At 64.4% G+C, this 16,151-nt stretch carries 12 protein-coding genes and 1 tRNA gene; 4 read left to right on the top strand and 9 right to left on the bottom strand.

Annotation, left to right across the window (positions count from 1 at the left end; all coding sequences use genetic code 11):
* Window positions 1-96: 96 nt before the first annotated feature.
* The 4 genes from DPM33_RS18615 to DPM33_RS18600 all read right to left on the bottom strand — a co-directional run bounded on the left by DPM33_RS18615 (window position 97) and on the right by DPM33_RS18600 (window position 6,795).
* Window positions 97-1,623, bottom strand: coding sequence for an ABC-F family ATP-binding cassette domain-containing protein (locus tag DPM33_RS18615; RefSeq protein ID WP_112098941.1), 1,527 nt, complete (start codon window positions 1,621-1,623; stop codon window positions 97-99).
* Between the two features lie 290 nt (window positions 1,624-1,913).
* On the bottom strand, window positions 1,914-2,249 hold the full coding sequence (locus DPM33_RS18610; protein ID WP_112098892.1) for a hypothetical protein: 336 nt from the start codon (window positions 2,247-2,249) through the stop codon (window positions 1,914-1,916).
* Window positions 2,250-2,292: 43 nt separating this feature from the next.
* Complete coding sequence (uvrB, locus tag DPM33_RS18605; RefSeq protein ID WP_112098891.1) at window positions 2,293-5,424, bottom strand: excinuclease ABC subunit UvrB; 3,132 nt, start codon at window positions 5,422-5,424, stop codon at window positions 2,293-2,295.
* A 117-nt stretch (window positions 5,425-5,541) separates the two neighbouring features.
* Window positions 5,542-6,795, bottom strand: a complete 1,254-nt coding sequence (locus tag DPM33_RS18600; protein ID WP_112098940.1) for a hypothetical protein — start codon at window positions 6,793-6,795, stop codon at window positions 5,542-5,544.
* A gap of 154 nt (window positions 6,796-6,949) precedes the next feature.
* Between DPM33_RS18600 and DPM33_RS18595 the strand changes: the two genes are divergently transcribed.
* The 3 genes from DPM33_RS18595 (at window position 6,950) to DPM33_RS18585 (ending at window position 9,235) form a co-directional block, all read left to right on the top strand.
* Window positions 6,950-8,017: a CapA family protein gene (locus DPM33_RS18595; protein WP_112098939.1), complete on the top strand. Its 1,068-nt coding sequence runs from the start codon at window positions 6,950-6,952 to the stop codon at window positions 8,015-8,017.
* A gap of 35 nt (window positions 8,018-8,052) precedes the next feature.
* A tRNA-Cys gene (locus tag DPM33_RS18590) sits at window positions 8,053-8,126 on the top strand.
* A gap of 155 nt (window positions 8,127-8,281) precedes the next feature.
* Complete coding sequence (locus DPM33_RS18585; RefSeq protein WP_245442219.1) at window positions 8,282-9,235, top strand: DUF3137 domain-containing protein; 954 nt, start codon at window positions 8,282-8,284, stop codon at window positions 9,233-9,235.
* Window positions 9,236-9,238: 3 nt separating this feature from the next.
* Here DPM33_RS18585 and DPM33_RS18580 read toward each other — a convergent pair whose 3' ends face one another.
* Together DPM33_RS18580 and DPM33_RS18575 are read right to left on the bottom strand one after the other, a co-directional pair.
* The gene (locus DPM33_RS18580; RefSeq protein ID WP_112098889.1) at window positions 9,239-9,721 is read right to left on the bottom strand and encodes a YegJ family protein; all 483 of its coding nucleotides are present in this window, start codon (window positions 9,719-9,721) and stop codon (window positions 9,239-9,241) included.
* Window positions 9,722-9,831: 110 nt separating this feature from the next.
* The gene (locus DPM33_RS18575; protein WP_112098938.1) at window positions 9,832-10,347 is read right to left on the bottom strand and encodes a hypothetical protein; all 516 of its coding nucleotides are present in this window, start codon (window positions 10,345-10,347) and stop codon (window positions 9,832-9,834) included.
* A 1,014-nt stretch (window positions 10,348-11,361) separates the two neighbouring features.
* On the opposite strand from DPM33_RS18575, the gene DPM33_RS18570 reads away from it, so the two are divergent.
* Window positions 11,362-12,300 carry a diacylglycerol/lipid kinase family protein gene (locus DPM33_RS18570; protein ID WP_112098888.1) on the top strand — a complete coding sequence of 313 codons (939 nt, stop codon included), beginning with the start codon at window positions 11,362-11,364 and terminating at the stop codon, window positions 12,298-12,300.
* A 72-nt stretch (window positions 12,301-12,372) separates the two neighbouring features.
* On the opposite strand, the gene DPM33_RS18565 is transcribed toward DPM33_RS18570, so the two are convergent.
* Genes DPM33_RS18565 through DPM33_RS18555 form a run of 3 tightly spaced genes read right to left on the bottom strand, consistent with a single transcriptional unit; the run spans window position 12,373 to window position 16,114 of the window.
* Entirely contained in the window at window positions 12,373-13,290 is a 918-nt protein-coding gene (locus DPM33_RS18565) for an NAD(P)-dependent oxidoreductase (protein WP_112098887.1), read from the bottom strand.
* Window positions 13,287-14,501, bottom strand: a complete 1,215-nt coding sequence (locus tag DPM33_RS18560) for a mandelate racemase/muconate lactonizing enzyme family protein (RefSeq protein ID WP_112098886.1) — start codon at window positions 14,499-14,501, stop codon at window positions 13,287-13,289. The genes DPM33_RS18565 and DPM33_RS18560 overlap by 4 nt, the downstream gene beginning before the upstream one ends.
* On the bottom strand, window positions 14,498-16,114 hold the full coding sequence (locus DPM33_RS18555) for a GMC family oxidoreductase (protein ID WP_112098885.1): 1,617 nt from the start codon (window positions 16,112-16,114) through the stop codon (window positions 14,498-14,500). Before DPM33_RS18555 ends, DPM33_RS18560 begins: the two co-directional genes overlap by 4 nt.
* Between the last annotated feature and the right edge of the window lie 37 nt (window positions 16,115-16,151).

Raw genomic sequence — 16,151 nt, 5'->3', positions numbered from 1 at the left:
CTTTTTTAGCGGACGGAAAAGTATCGTCGTTTTCCCAATACTACGTGGCGGGGCCGGCATTACTTCGAAATGCCGGCCCAAACGTTTGGCCGATTCTCAATTCGGTCCCTCGGCGACCGAGCGGAAGAACGCCTCCGGGTCGTCGACTTCGGTCAGCCGCCGCTTCTCGATCAGCCAGAAGCGGTTGCCGACGGCGCGGATGAAGGAGCGGTCATGCGAGGCGAGCAGGCAGCTCGCCTGCTGCTTCAGCAGTTCCGTCTCCAGCGCCTCCTGGCCGTCAATGTCGAGATGGTTGGTCGGCTCGTCGAGCAGATAGAAGTTGGGATGGATGAGCCTGAGCACGAGCATCATCAGCCGCGACTTCTGGCCGCCGGAAAGCATGCCGATCTTCCTTTCCTGCATCTCGATGGCGACGCCGGCGCCGGCGAGCAGCGAACGGGCGCGCTGCTCGCCGACCTCGAACCGGCGCGAGACCACCGCCAACGGCGTGTCGTCGCCGCTGATGCCCGACAGCGCCTGGTCGCTGTAACCGAGCACGGTCGACGGCGTCACCTTGACATTCGCGGCCGAGCCAGGCTCGGCGATGGCGTTGCGGATCATGGCGATGAAGCGCGTCTTGCCGACGCCGTTGCGACCGAGCAGCACGATGCGATCGTCCTGGCAGATGTGGCGCTTGCCGGTCCTGAACAGCAGCGCGCCGTCGGGCGTCTCCACCGACGCGTCTTCCAGCGTGATCAACACCTTGGCGTGGGTGCCGCGGTTCGCCAGCCTGATCGCGCCGGCCGAACGTTCGCGATGCGACTGCACGGCGGCATCCTCCAGTCTTTCCGCCCGTTTCTTGAGCTGCCTGGTTTTCACCGTCAGAAGGTCGCTGCCGGAATTGATGCCGATGTTGTTGAGCTTGGCGGCCTGCTTGCGCAACTGCTGGGCGACCTTCATGTCGCGCTCGAATTTGCGCGCCGTGGAGGCATCGAGTTCGTCCAGCGCCTGCCTGGCCCGCGAGTAAGGCAGCGCGAACACCGGCGATTCTTCCGGGCGCAGGAACAGCGTGCGGTTGGTGGTGGCGTCGAGGAAGGCGCGGTCGTGGCTGGCGACGATCACCGGCACCTCGCGCGGCAGCGCGTTGAGCCAGCTTTCCAACTGGCTGATCCTGGCGAGGTCGAGATGGTTGGTCGGTTCGTCGAGCAGAAGCACGTCCGGATCGGTAACCCAGACACGCGCGATCAGCGCCAGCCGCTGCCAGCCGCCGCTGAGCGCGCGCATCGGCCGGCCGCGCATCTCCTCGGGCACATCGAGCGAATCCAGCGCGACGTCGACGCGCCAGAGCTCGCTGTCGTGCTGCTCGGTTGGCAGTGCATCGGCGACGGCGTCATGGAAGCTGCGATCGAGCAACGCCTCGGGGACGGATTGCTCGACATGGCCGACGCGCAGGCCGCGCGACCGGGCGATGTCGCCGGCGGTGGGTTCGAGTTCGCCGGCCAGGCATTTGAGCAAGGTGGACTTGCCCCGGCCATTGGCCGCGACGATGCCGAGGCGGTCGCCGGCGGCGATGGTGAGGTCGAGGTTGGAAAACAGCGGCGCACTCATGGTGACGCCGAGGGTTTTGAGGCTGATCAGGGCCATGTCGGTTTCTCTGGTCTTGCCGGTCACCGGCTCAATGCACTCGGACGGTGCGCGTGCCGGGCTTCATGCTCGGGCTAGCGCACCACGAAGGGCAGACCAAAAAATCGAAACGGGAAAACCCGGACCGTCCTGGTCAGCCCTGCAAGCAAGCTCGCAGGGCACAAATCGGGCCACGCTGACGATGGTGATCGATAAACACGCAGCCCTCCTTTCCAAGACGTTCGAGTAGGAGAACTGGGTACACCGGGGGCGGGGCGGATGGCAAGGGGGCGCAACGGAGCGGTGACTGGTCAGACGGACTTCAGATGACCACCGGTCGTTCCAAATTCCTTGTTCAAGTCGAGCAGGAAATGTCCGAACACGGAGCGTTTGCCGAGGTCGACGACGATGACCAGAAGGGTGTTGAAGCGACCGGTGCCGATCAGAACCTGATCGAACCGGCTTAGCGCGTCTCGATAGACGTTGTGGACGTCGTTCAAATAGGGCAGGCCAATCTCATCCAAGTCCAGCGCCTCGACATATGGCCATATGTCGACGGCAGCCTCCGCAGTGGCGGTGACGTTCTGCATCGGCTCAGCGAAACAGGCCTTGAATTCCTCTTCCTGAAGTCTGCGGACGACTATCATCGGGCCAGTCTAGACGCCGTTCGAAAGCGTCTGCAACAGTGTGCTACCTTCCTGGACGCCCGGTCTTGCTCGACCTGCGTTTTTGGCGGCGCTCGTCGCCCGGGTCTTCGTAGGAGCCGATGCCTGCGCGTTGGCGGACGATCAGCTTATCGGAATCGTCGCGTTCCTTCGCGCCCCCCTCTGTCCTGCCGGACATCTCCCCCACAGGGGGGGAGATTGGCTGCGGCTTTGTTGGCTTCTTTCCTTCAACCGGTTTTTCCGTCCGCCGTACCGTCATCTCGTCGAGCGAATTCTTGCGGAACAGCGGCTTGGTACGGTCGCCGGGAATGCCGAAATCGGAGCCGTGTGCCTCTGCCGCCGACTGCTTCTTGAACAGCGAGCGTGACACCGCGCCGGCCGGTGTCGGCATGTCCGTACCAGGACCCATGTCGTCGATCGACGGCTTGGCGAAGAGCGGCTTCTTCACCGGCACGGCGCCGTCGGCGCCCATCTCGTCGAGATGCGGCTTGCGGAACATGTTGGGCCGTGCGGCCTTGGCCGCCTCTTCGGCGGCGCGGGCTTCATCGAGCTTGCGGAACCGCTCCTGTTCCTCGACTGTCCGATGTTTGGCCACGCCCTTGTTGTGCTTGCCTTTTTCGCGGCCCGAGGCTGGACTTTGTCCTTCCACCTCGCGCGCCAGCGGATCGTCGGAGATGGCAAGTTCCATCTCGCGCAGCCGCTTGATCTCGTCGCGGACGCGCGCTGCCTTCTCGAAATCGAGATTGGCGGCGGCATCGCGCATCTGCTTGTCCAGCGCCTCGAGATGGGTTTTCAGATTGTTGCCGATCATCGCTCCGGCATCGTCGGTGAATTGCGAGATGTCGGCGCGGACGTGGTCCTTCTCGTAGACGGAATCGAGGATGTCGGCGATGCGCGACTTGACCGATTCCGGCGTGATGCCGTTGGCGGCGTTCCACTCCATCTGCTTCTCGCGGCGGCGGTTGGTCTCCGCCATCGCCCGCTCCATCGAGCCGGTGATCTGGTCGGCATAAAGGATGACCTTGCCGTCGACGTTGCGGGCGGCGCGGCCGATCGTCTGGATCAGCGAGGTTTCGGAACGCAGGAACCCTTCCTTGTCGGCGTCGAGAATGGCGACGAAGCCGCATTCGGGGATGTCGAGGCCTTCGCGCAAGAGGTTGATGCCGACCAGCACGTCGAAGGCGCCGAGGCGCAGGTCGCGCAGGATCTCGATGCGCTCCAGCGTGTCGATGTCGGAATGCATGTAGCGGACGCGGATGCCGTTCTCATGCAGATATTCGGTGAGGTCCTCGGCCATGCGCTTGGTCAGCACCGTGACCAGAGTGCGGTAGCCGGCCCGGGTGGTGTCGCGGATCTCGCCCACGACGTCGTCGACCTGGCTCTTGGCCGGGCGCACCTCGACCGGCGGATCGATCAGCCCGGTCGGGCGGATGACCTGCTCGGCGAAGACGCCGCCGGACTGCTCCATCTCCCAGCCGCCGGGCGTCGCCGAAACCGCGACCGAAAGCGGGCGCATGGCGTCCCATTCCTCAAAGCGGAGCGGCCGGTTGTCCATGCAGGAAGGCAGGCGGAAGCCGTACTCGGCCAGCGTCGCCTTGCGACGGAAGTCGCCGCGATACATGCCGCCGATCTGCGGCACGGTGACGTGGCTTTCATCGACGAAGACCAGCGCGTTGTCGGGAATATATTCGAACAAGGTCGGCGGCGGATCGCCGGGCTGGCGCCCCGTCAGATAGCGCGAATAGTTCTCGATGCCAGCGCAGGAACCGGTGGCCTCAAGCATTTCCAGGTCGAAGCGTGTGCGCTGCTCCAGACGTTGTGCCTCCAGCAGACGGCCAGCCTTTTCAAGCTCTTGCAGGCGCTGCTTGAGCTCTTCCTTGATCGACTTGATGGCTTGATTCAAAGTCGGGCGCGGCGTCACATAGTGCGAGTTGGCATAGATCTTGACGCTTTTCAGCTCGCCGGTCTTCTGGCCGGTGAGCGGGTCGAATTCGGTGATCTGTTCGATCTCGTCGCCGAACATCGAGATGCGCCAGGCGCGGTCTTCCAGGTGGGCGGGGAAGATCTCGATCGTGTCGCCACGCACACGGAACGAGCCGCGCACGAAGTTGATGTCCTGGCGCTTATATTGCTGGGCGACGAGGTCGGCGAGCAGGGAGCGCTGGTCGAGCCTGTCGCCGACCTGCATCTGGAAGGTCATCGCCGTATAGGTCTCGACCGAGCCGATACCGTAGATGCAGGAAACCGAGGCGACGATGATGACGTCGTCGCGCTCCAGCAGCGAGCGCGTCGCCGAATGGCGCATGCGGTCGATCTGTTCGTTGATCGAGGATTCCTTCTCGATGAACGTATCGGTGCGCGGGACGTAGGCTTCAGGCTGGTAATAGTCGTAGTAGGAGACGAAATACTCCACCGCATTGTCGGGGAAGAATTTCTTGAACTCGGCATAGAGCTGCGCGGCCAGCGTCTTGTTGGGCGCCAGGATCAAGGCAGGGCGCTGCGTCTCCTCGATCACCTTGGCCATGGTGAAGGTCTTGCCCGAGCCGGTGACGCCGAGCAGCACCTGGGTGCGGTCATTGTTGTCGACGCCCTCGACGAGATCCTTGATGGCGGTCGGCTGGTCGCCGGCGGGCTCGAAATCCGACACCATCTTGATGGCGATGCCGCCCTCGGATTTGTCGGGGCGGGCAGGGCGGTGCGGCGTCCACAGCACGCCGTCCTTATGCAGCGGATTGCCGGATTCGATCAGCGCGGAGAGAGCGGCGACCGTCGCGGTCACACCGCTCGACGTCATCGTCTCGGCTTCTTCCAGCGAGATGTCGAGGCCGGCGACCGGGTTGAGGCCTGCCGCGGTGCGTTCGCGCGCCGTGGCTGCGCCACCCATGGAGGTGCCGCGCGCCGTGCGCCCAGGCGCGGCGGAGCGCTCGGGTATCTTCTTCGACGGTTTTGCCTTCGGCTGCTTTTCCGCCTCGCGCTCGATCTGCCCGGCCCAATCGGCGATCGAACCGGTCAGCGGCGCGCCGGTGAAGTCGGTCTGCGGCGCCTCGGCGAAGCCGCCGGGATTCAGTGGTTCAGCGGCGTCGAGGAATTCGGTCAACGGATTGCGCCGCTTCGGCGCGCCATCTTGCGCCGTCTTCTTGTCAGGATGTTTGGCCATGACCCGAATATGGGAGGACTCGGCCGAAATGGAAAGAGCGGAGTGAAACGGCGCTGGCCGCCCACGGACGCTGCTGACAGAAGGCTGTCAGGAGGGGTGTCGCACCGTCACCTCGCCTCAATTGAACCACAGCGCAAAGGTCAGGAAGCCGGCGCCGCCGAACTCGCGCTGAATCTGGTCGAAATCGTCGCTGGTCAGGATCCGGCCGCTTTCGAGATAAGGCGCGATACCGGGGCCGGTGATCGACAGCACGAGGTCGAAAGGTTTCGGTTCGTCGAAGAAGCGCTTGATGTTGATGCCCTTGCCGGTAATTCGGTAGTGCGGCAGCAGCACGCGGCCCTCGAGAAGGTCCTCGGCCATTGTCAGCGTGGCGAGCCAGGCCGTTACCTGCCCCTGACCGACCTCGAGGCCGGTGAGGGGGTTGGCGCCTTTCTGCCGCGGTCCCGGCAGCCACTCGCGGTCATTGTCGGTTTCGGCCAGGATCGCTTTCCAGTCCTCGCGCGACAGCCGGATCATCTCCAGCAGATGGCGGCGCGCTGCCTGCCGGCGCTCCGGCTCGACCACCGGCCAGTTGACGAGATGTACGAGCGAGATGAAGTCGGCGAAGCGCCATTCGGAAGTGAAAATGTTGCCGCTCATGCCGCCATCCGGCGGCACCAGGGCATCCTGGAGCGGCAGTCTCGCGCGCGGGAACAACATGTGGAAGGAACCGTCGAACATGGCCCTGAAATCATGCGCCAACCAGAAATCGGCCTGCGCCATCAGGAACTCGGCGTAGCCTTGCAGCCAGAAACCGTCGGCGCGGTCAAAGCGGAAAGTGAGCGAAGGCGCGGCGTTGCTGGTGTCGATGCTGCCGTGGGCGAGCGAGGCCATGATCGCGGCGACGCTTTCGTCGGGCGCAAGGTTGCCATCCTCGTTGAGGTCGATGCCGACGCGGGTGAGATCGACTACCATCCCGATATCGGCATCGTTCGGCACCGAGCCAAGCGTCGCGGCGGATTTTTCCAGCCGGTCGCGGAAGGCGACCAGTATGGCGCGGAATTCTTCGTAGGTCAGCGGCTGCGGGTTGGGATTGTCCGGCACGGGCAACTGCATCAGCGGCAGCATGAATGATTTCGGGCTTTCGAAACCGTGGCGATGCAGGCCGCCGGCGAGCAGTTCCAGGGCGGTGAAGAATTCGCCGGCGCCGGCGGCATAGGCCGATGCCGGGTCCTTGGCCGCTGCCGCCTCGAGCGTCGACAGCGCCGCGCTCCGATCGGTCACGCTCCTGGCCTCGAACATGGCTCTGGCTGCGTCAGGCATCTCCGCCCAGGCGAAGGACACCGGCAGGAATGCAGACAAGGCTGCTGCAAGGATCGCTCTACGCATCATGATCATCGCCCTCCACTGCGTCATGTCGAGAGCATACACGCATTTGGCGCATGGCGTCCTCCAGCCGGTGCCGATCGGCGGGCTGGTTTGGCAATGACGCCCGGCTTCAACCGGCCGGGCAGACAGTCTACAGAGGATGAAACTGGACGCGCGCGTGTCGAATTATCCCCTTGCCTATAAACTGTCGTGGCTGCTTCGCCTGCTGAGACCGTCGCTTGGCGGCGACAGAAGCGATCTTGCGGCGCCGGCGGTGACGTTGATCGACCCGCCGCCGATGCGGACGGTGCGGCTGGCGTTCGTCGGCGACATTTCGGCGGTCGCCAATCGCGATGCGCCGGAATGCGATCCGGCGATCGCCGCGCTGCTGTCCGCCGCCGATCTCGTGGTCGGCAATTGCGAGAGCCCGATCGTCGAGCGTCCACGCACGATGATGGGTACATGGCTCGGCACGCACCACGCGATGAGCGAGCGCTTCCTGGCGGACGCGCTCGCGGCTGCCGGCATCGCGCGCGACAGGCTCGTGCTGTCCCTGGCCAACAACCATGTGCTCGACCAGGGAATTGCCGGTTTCGAGGAGACAGTCGCGGCGCTGAACCGGCTCGGAATTCGCACCATAGGCACGCTGGCCGGCGGACCGGTCCAGCTTCATGCCGCCGGATCGCTGACCGTCGGCTTTGCTGCCTTCACCCTCTGGCGCAACACCGCCGCCGTGCCGTTTGAAAAACGCATCGCCATGCGTGCCGCCGAATGGCCGCGCGAGGCTGCCTCCGGCATCGACCTACATTGCGCGGTGCCTCACTGGGACTGGGAGTTCCGGCATTTTCCGAGGCGGGCGACACGGGAGTTGGCGAAAGCATTGGCCGGTCGCGATGTCCGGCTGATCGTTGGCCATCACGCCCACGTCGTGCAGCCAGTCAAGCGGATCGGCGACAGCCTCGTCGCCTATGGTCTAGGCGATTTCCTCGGCACTGCCTTTGCTAGGCTGCCATGGCCGGCGCGCATCGGCTCGATATTCGTCGTCGACGTCAGCGCCGATCCCGCCACGCGCGGTGACATCGCCGCCTACAGGATGCATTTCTTCGTGCGGCTGCGCGCAGGCGGCCATGAGCGACTGGTGCCGGTGGAGGCGCTCGATGGGACGATGAGGGAACGGGTTACGGCTCGTTTGAAGGCGATCTTCCCGGGTCAGCAGGCCAGGACTATTCGAGCACCGTCCAGTTGACTAAGCGCTGATGGATTGAGCATAGATGCGTCGCGGGTCTGAGGGCGGGACGGTGACGCATCGGTCTGCAAAACCGACGTAGTGGGTTCAATTCCCACTCAGACCTCCAACTCGCTGGCTGGCGAGAACCAGACGGCAGCCCGAAGCCGCAGAGCTATTTCATTAAGAAGACCTCGGATTTATAAACTGCATAGCCGCCGAAAGCCGGTATCATAAGCCGCATCTAAGCGGCGGCCGGGGGTGGCTATGGAAGCAGCGGATTTCATGCCGAGCGACGCGGTCATCGCAGGCATCAGGCACGACATCGAGGCCTATGAGGCAAAGCGGGCGTCAGCCCAGAGACAGGTGCGCTGGCGGGTGCCTGTGTTCGTGGGCCTTGTCGTCGTCTTCGTCGCGCTCGTGGCCTGGCTGTTCAACGCCGCCGCGGATCCCCACGAACAATGGCTCTCGACACCGCATGTGTTTCTCTATCTCGGCGGCATGGTCGCTGCGGTGCTGCTCTATTTCCAGGCGCTGCGACCGGCGACACGGCTGCAGCAATCCTTCCGCGACACGCTGCTGCCGATGATCTTCGGCTTCGTGCGCGACGTGCGCTACCAGCACGGCGTGCGGCCGAACTCCTTCAACAGGATACCGCGCGAAACGGTCGGGGCTTTCAATCGGCAGAGCTTCGACGACATCGTTTCCGGGCGCTACGAGGATTTTCCGTTCGAGCTTTACGAGGCGAGGCTTTGGGAAGGCTCTGGCAAGAGCGAGACGGTTGCCTTCAAGGGCGTCGTCGTCGCCTTCGAGACCATCGAGCCGTTCCCGGGAACGCTGGTCGCGGCGCGCAAGGCCGGCAAGGTGGCGCATTTCTTCCGCGGCATGTTCGCCAATGAGATGCAGGAGCTGTCATCCGGCGTCGAGGACCTGGACGCCACCTATGAATTCCGCACCGACAATGTCGAGGCAGCGCGGCCGCTGGTCACCGGGCGGATGGCTCAGGCGCTGACCTGGCTCCACGAGACATGGCCCTACGACCAGGCGCGGGTGGCGCTCAGCGGCAGCGACGGTTTTCTGTTGATGCCACGCTCGAAGAACTTCTTCGAGTTGCCGGATATTTCACAGCCGATCGACTACAACGCGCATGTCGCGCCGATGATCACGGATCTCGGCGCCATGCTGGCGACGGCGGCGCTGGTGCGCAAGATCGGCGTCAGGGACGAAGCGGTTGAATAATGCTCAACAGTCGAAGCCGTATTGGGTGCGCATGTAGTCGGCCTCTTCCTGCGACATCTTCTTGAGCATCACGCAGACGGTGAAGCTGCCGACCTGATGGCCGTTCCTGGTGTAGCCCCAGTCGGAAATGTCGTCCCTGGTGAATTCGATATTCTGGCCGAGGACGACGTTGTGAACGATTTCCGGCTCGTTCGCCAATATGCCGGCGAAGCCGGTTGCGGTCCGCTTGAAGGGGATGACCCAGAAGTGCTCCCTCGCGTCTCCATCGACGACCATCACCTTCAGCTTGTACTTGTCGGTTCCCGGCGGCGGAACCTCGGACAAAGCCAGGAATTCATCCAGGCTGGATCGCGCCTTGGCGATCGCCGCCGCCATCTCGGCGTCGTCGGAGGCGATCATCATCACTTTGTCGTCGCCTTCCGCCCGGGCATGCAGGGGAACGAACGCCAACAGCAGGCATAGTGCGATACGAACGGCAAAGACCATGACACCTCCCAAGGCCATTGATTTCCTGCCCACCACCCTCCCGCAATGTGTCGGCTTTTTCAATCGAAGCCCAGCTTGCGTCATCGCCAAGCGGCAAGGATCAGGCCAGCTCAGAGACCGGTCAGACCGGCCAGCCAGCTTGCCGAGCGCTTGGCTGCATCCATCGTCGCGCCGGCGGCGCGGCTGAGGTCGGTCTTGACCACGGCATAGCCTGCCTTGGTGCGATAAAGCACGGCGCTGCCGCCATCGACCGACCCGTCGAAGGCGACTGGTTTCGCGGCTTCCGTTTCGCTGGCCGTCACCGTCGCGCCGACCGGAGCGCTCGGGCGGTGGTCGAGCTCGGGCGGCAGCGGGGCGATGGTTTCGACGACACGGTTCGTGGGCTTCAGATCCGGCTTGGAAGCTTTCGCGGCAAGCTCGGAGGACGAGGCCGAGCCCTTGACGCGGCAGATGCCGGAAACCAGCGGATAGTTGAAATTGCGCTGATGCAGCATCTGGCTCTTCATCGCCGCCTCGCAGTCGGCGATCGTCGCCCATTTGGCCGGCGTCTCGCCGATATATTCGCACAGCTTGGCGTCGCAGTCGCAGCCGACAATGGTCATGGCGACAAGGGCGGTCTTGATCACGGTCTTGTCCCTTCCAGAGCGCTTCACCGTTTCGCAGAAACGGCGAACCGCTCTATCTCCTTGTTTCGACGCAATTCCGGACGGAAAACCGCCGACACTTTTCCTGGAATTGCTCCAGATTGCTTCCCCACCCCGCTCGCATCCATCCACGCCGAACAAGGCGGGATTTGGCCGCGATTGTGAAATGTGGATGACGGGGCGTTTCCGAAGGTTGCCCGGCCCACGACTGTGATCGAAATGCCTCAGTCGTCGGCGTAGACATGTTCCAATTTGGCACCGGCCTTGGCCAGCGCCGGCAGAAACAGGTTGCTGGCGAGGGGAACCCGCGGTGCACTGGCGGGCTTTGCGATGCACCAAAAGACAGTCGGCGCCGGGATCTCTCCCAGCGCCTCCCTGTCAGATCAGAACCGGTCAAGGCTGCAACTCCCGTAAAGTCGTCGCGCCAGGCCAGCCTTGATTTTGACGGTCCTGCCAGTCACCACCCGAGGGCAGCGCCCGTTCCAGACCACGCCGATCTCCACCCTTGCGGGCTTCGCCCAGCGTGCCATCGAAGGTTTTTACCGGCCTTCATGGCAGCATCGGTCCGCCGTCGGCGTTGGCACGCTTTCCGCGGCACCCGTAGGTCTCGGCATCCATCCCTCCAACAGGCGAACCTGCTTTCGTTCCGGGCCGTACGGGCCTCAGGAAATCCGCCTTGCGCTTTTGCCTTTCGGCTGGGCGTTCGGTAGCCGCCTGAGATGGGTTGAATGTACGCCGGGTAAGGGCTCTGGGGAATGCCGGCCTGCCTGTGGATAGCGGGATTATCGGGGACCAATGGCAAAAGCCTGAGAATCCGCCGGCCGGACCCCTTAGACAGCCTGCCCGATTTTCTGTGCCCGTTGGACATTGGAGCCTTGCTCCGCCGCCCGGTCCGCGTTTCAATGCCGGCAAAGGAAGTTTGGGCCGGCAAAAGACGTTAGGCGCCGGCTCGGACTCCGCCGCGCATTTGCGCGCCTTACCTCGGGGGAGGTCAGCTTGAAGGTCGGGGTGGTTCTCAATCCGATAGCCGGCGGCGGCAAGCTCAAGCGGCATTGGGCGGAGATCGCCGGATCGATCACGAAGCATTTCGGCGATTTCGATCTGCGCGAGACGCAGGCCAGCGGCGACGCCGAGCGGCTGGCGATCGACCTTGCCGCCAGCGGATGCGACCTGGTGATCGCGGCGGGCGGCGACGGCACGACCAGCGAGGTGGCGGATGGCCTGCTGCAGGCGCAGCATGAGATCGGCCGGACGACCGCCTTGGGACTGCTTCCCTGTGGCACCGGCATCGACTTCGCACGGGGCCTGGGCCTGCCGCAAGCGACCGACGCGGTGCTGGCACGCATCGCCGAGGCAAGCGCGCGCAAGATCGACGCCGGTCGCATCTGCTACATCGACGATCACGGCGCGCTGGCCAGCCGCCATTTCATCAACATCGCCAGTCTCGGCCTGTCCGGCGCGACGGATCGCGCGGTCAATGCCGACAAGCGCAAGGGCAGGGTCTCGGCCAAGGCGCTGTTCTTCTGGCGCACGGTGCTGGAGTTCGTCCGCTACCGCTTCCAGGACGTCAGGATCACCGTCGACGACGGCGAGCCGGTCGAGGCGCGCATGGCGCTGGTGGCGGTGGCCAACGGCAAATTCTTCGGCGGCGGCATGATGATCGCTCCGGACGCCGAGCTCGCCGACGGTCAGTTCGACATCGTCATCCTGCGCGCCGCGGGCAAGCTCGGCCTGATAAGGGACATCCGCCTGCTCTATGGCGGCCGGCATCGCAACCATCCGGCGATCACCATCCTGCGCGGGCGCAAGGTGCTGGTCGAGCCGCTTGGTGATGGGGAGAAGAACTGGGCGCTGGTGGACATAGACGGCGAGTCGCCGGGCCGGATTCCGGCGACGTTCGAGATCCTGCCGGGCGCACTGACGCTGAGAGGTTGATTCAACTGCTTTAGGATTTGATTCAGCCGATCTGATCAAGCGATTGAAATAGCTGGCTAGATTTTTGCCGGATCACGGTTCGAGCTTAGCCGGAAAGCCCGGCGCGCGAAGCTCGGTGCCGACGGCATCCTCCAGCAGCTTGACGATCTGGGTCGACCAGGCGCCGCCGCCATAGGCGCGCTTGCCCTCTTCGAAGATCGCGTTGACGCGCGATGCCAGATCGAGCGGCGCGCCGAAATCCCGGCCCATGGCCAGCGCGAAACCGAGGTCCTTCAGCGCAAGGTCCATGGTGAAGCCGATGTCGTAGGAGCCGTTCAAGACGAGCTGGCTTTCGGTCTCGTGCACAAAACTGTTGCCGGAGGAGGCGACGATGGCGTGGTAGGTCTGGGCGAGGTCGAGGCCGCCCTGCTTGGCCAGCATCAGCGCCTCGCCGGCGGCGACCAGATGGATGAAGGCCAGCATGTTGGTGATGACCTTGATCACCGCCGCCGAGCCGATAGGCCCCATCAGGAAGGACTTCGCGCACATCGCCTCGATCGCCGGGCGATGGCGTTCGTAGAGGGCCGCGTCGCCGCCGACGAGAGCGGTGATCCTGCCCGCCGCCGCCAGATGCACGCCGCCGGTGACCGGGCATTCGAGCGTCTCGATGCCTTTCGCCGAAGCGATTGCAGCGAGCCGCAGGATTTCGTCGCGGCCATTGGTCGACATCTCGATCCAGGTGCCGCCAGCGGGCAGGCCCTGAAGCAGTCCGTCGGGGCCGGCGAGCACCGCTTCGCTGACCTTCGGCGAGGGCAGGCAGCTGATCGCATTGCCGGCGCGGGCGGCGGCCTCCGCCGGGCTCACCGCCGCAATGGCGCCGAGCGCGACGAGGCGCTCGACCGTCGCCCGGTCACGGTCGACGACGGTGACGGCAAAGCCGTTGCGCAGCAGGCTGGCGGCAAGGTTGCCGCCGAGATGGCCGAGGCCGATGAAGGCGTAGGCGAGGGTCACGGCATCAACGGCGTCTGCATCATCTGCAGATGCAGGTCCTTGCCGCTATAGGGATGCGCGTCGCAGACCGCCTCGTCGAGCTCGACGCCGAGGCCGGGCTCCTTCGAGGGGATGACGTTGCCGTCCTGCCACTCGATCTTCTTCTTCAAGAGCGTGGCGTGGAAACCGTCCCACTGCTTCAGCGATTCCAGGATGAGGAAATTGGGCAGTGTCACCGCCAGCTGGATGTTGGCGGCGCCGACGATCGGGCCGCAATAGCAGTGCGGCGCGACCTGGATGTGGTAGGCCTCGGCCATGGCGGCAATCTTCTTGGTTTCGAGGATGCCGCCGGAGCGGCCGAGGTCGGGCTGCAGGATGGTCGCGGCGCGGTTCTCGATGACCCGGGCGAACTCGAATTTCGTCGTCAGCCGTTCGCCGGTGGCGATCGGGATCGAGGTGCCGCGGGCAACCTGCGCCATCACCTCGGGCATGTCCGGCGGCACCGGTTCCTCGAACCACAGCGGATCGTAAGGCTCGATGGCGCGGGCCAGGCGCAACGCGCCCGAGGCGGTGAACTGGCCGTGCGTGCCGAACAGGATATCGGCCCTGGTGCCGACCGCCTCGCGGATCGCCTTGATCATGCTGGCGGAAACGTCGATGTCGAGCAGCCGCGGCTGGTGGCCGTCGAAGGCCGTGTAAGGACCGGCCGGGTCTAGCTTGACGGCGTTGAACCCTTGCTCGACATATTCGAGCGCGCAGGCGGCGGCGAGATCGGGATCGTTGTAGACATTCTTGCCGCTCGGCGCGTCCTCCGAATGGACGCTGCCGGTGTGCGGGTAGAGATAGGTGTAGGAGCGCAGCGTTTCATGCACCTGGCCGCCAAGGAGCTTGTAGACCGGCTTGTTCGCCTCCTTGCCGATGATGTCCCAGCAGGCCATTTCCAGCGCCGAGAAGCAGCCCATGCCGGAGACGTCCGGGCGCTGGGTGAAACCGGAGGAATAGGCGCGGCGGAAGAAGTTCTCGATGTCGTGCGGATCGCGGCCGACCAGATAGCGCTCGGCCATGTCCTCGATCATTTTCGCGGTGACATGCGCCGAGAAGGTTGCGTTGTAGGCTTCGCCATAGCCGACCACGCCGCCATCGGTGGTGAGCTTGACGAAGATGAAATACTTGCCGCCGATGCCGGGCGGCGGGTTGCCGACAACCCAGGTTTTGACGTCGGTGATTTTCATTTGTGATCCTCCAGAACCAGATCGGCGCCTCTCCATCCGGTCAGGATCGAGGCGGCGTTGGTGTTGCCCGTGATGTTGTCGGGGAAAATCGAAGCGTCGATGACGCGCAGGCCTTCCAGTCCATGCACCCGAAGCCGCGGATCGACCACGGCGCGCGCGGCGTCCGGCCCCATGCGGCAGGTCGAGACCGGGTGATAGACCGTGCCCGAGCGTTTCCTGAAATCCTGGATCAGGTCGGCGTCCGACCGGATCGACGGTCCAGGCAGCACCTCTTCTTCGATGATCTCGGCCATGGCCGGCATCGCGGCGATCTTGCGCACGAACTTCACCGCCGCCAGCATCTCGTCGACATCGGCATTGGTCGAATAGGCATTGGCCGTGATCCTCGGATAGTCGCGCGGATTGTTCGAGCGGATCATGACCTCGCCGCGGCTCGACGGGCGGCAGTTGGAGAGGCCGATAGAGAAGCCGGGCCAGGGGTCGGGCGTCAGGATCGGCCGCTCGCCGCTCTTTGGAATGACGGTCGAGAAGGCCTGGAAATAGAGCTGCATGTTCGGCCGCGTCATCGACGGGTCGGTGCGGAAGAAGCCGCCGGCATTGTTCATCGACAGCGACAGCGGACCCGAGCGTGTCAGTATATACTGCATGCCGACCAGGAGCTTGCCCCACCAGGGCCGCAGGGTCTGGTTGAGCGTCGGCAGCTTGCCCTTGAAGGTGTAGTTGATGCCGACATGGTCCTGCAGATTGGCGCCGACATTGCCGTTGGCATGGACCACCGAAATGCCGAGATCGCCGAGCAGCGCGGCGGGGCCGACGCCGGAGAGCTGCAGCAGTTGCGGCGAGTTGATCGAGCCGCCGGAAAGGATCACCTCGCGACCAGCGCGCGCCGTCTTCTTCTCGCCGTTCTGCTCATATTCGACGCCGACGGCGCGCTTGCCTTCGAACAGGATTCGTGTCGCCAGCGCCTTGGTCTCGACGCGAACGTTGCCGCGCTTCATCGCCGGCCGCAGGAAGGCGCGGGCGGCCGACATGCGGCGGCCGTTCTTTGTCGTGATCTGGTAGACACCGACGCCCTCCTGGGAGGCGCCGTTGAAATCCGGGTTGAATGGCAGCCCGGCTTGTTCGCCGGCCGCCAGATAGCGCTTGGTCAGCGGGTGCACCGCGCGCGAGCAATCGGTGACGTGCAGCGGTCCGCCTGTGCCGCGCCATTGGTCGGCGCCGGCCTCATTGTCCTCCAGCGCTTTGAAGGCGGGCAGCAGGTCGTCATAACTCCAGCCAGGATTGCCGGCAGAGGCCCAGGCATCGAAGTCCTCGCGTGCACCCCGGATGAAGACCATGGCGTTGATCGAGCTCGAGCCGCCGAGCAGCTTGCCGCGCGGCCAATGATCGGCATTGCCGCCAAGACCGGGATCCGGCTCGGCCTTGTAGTTCCAGTTGACGGCTGGGTCGAAGAACGTCTTGCCGTAGCCAAGCGGCATCTGGACGTAGAACCTCTGGTCGGTCCCGCCGGCCTCCAGGACCAGCACCGAGAAGCGGCCGGAAGCCGACAGCCTGCCGGCAACGACCGAACCGGCCGAGCCGGAGCCAACGATGATGAAATCGTAAGTCTGCATGATGGGCGGGCGCGCTCCGAAATTCGCGGCCTAGCCT

Origin of the sequence: Mesorhizobium hawassense (genome assembly GCF_003289945.1) — a bacterium.
GTDB classification, from domain to species: Bacteria; Pseudomonadota; Alphaproteobacteria; order Rhizobiales; family Rhizobiaceae; genus Mesorhizobium; species Mesorhizobium hawassense.
Note: the sequence above shows the minus strand (reverse complement) of the source record. Positions and strands in the feature narration are given on the sequence as shown.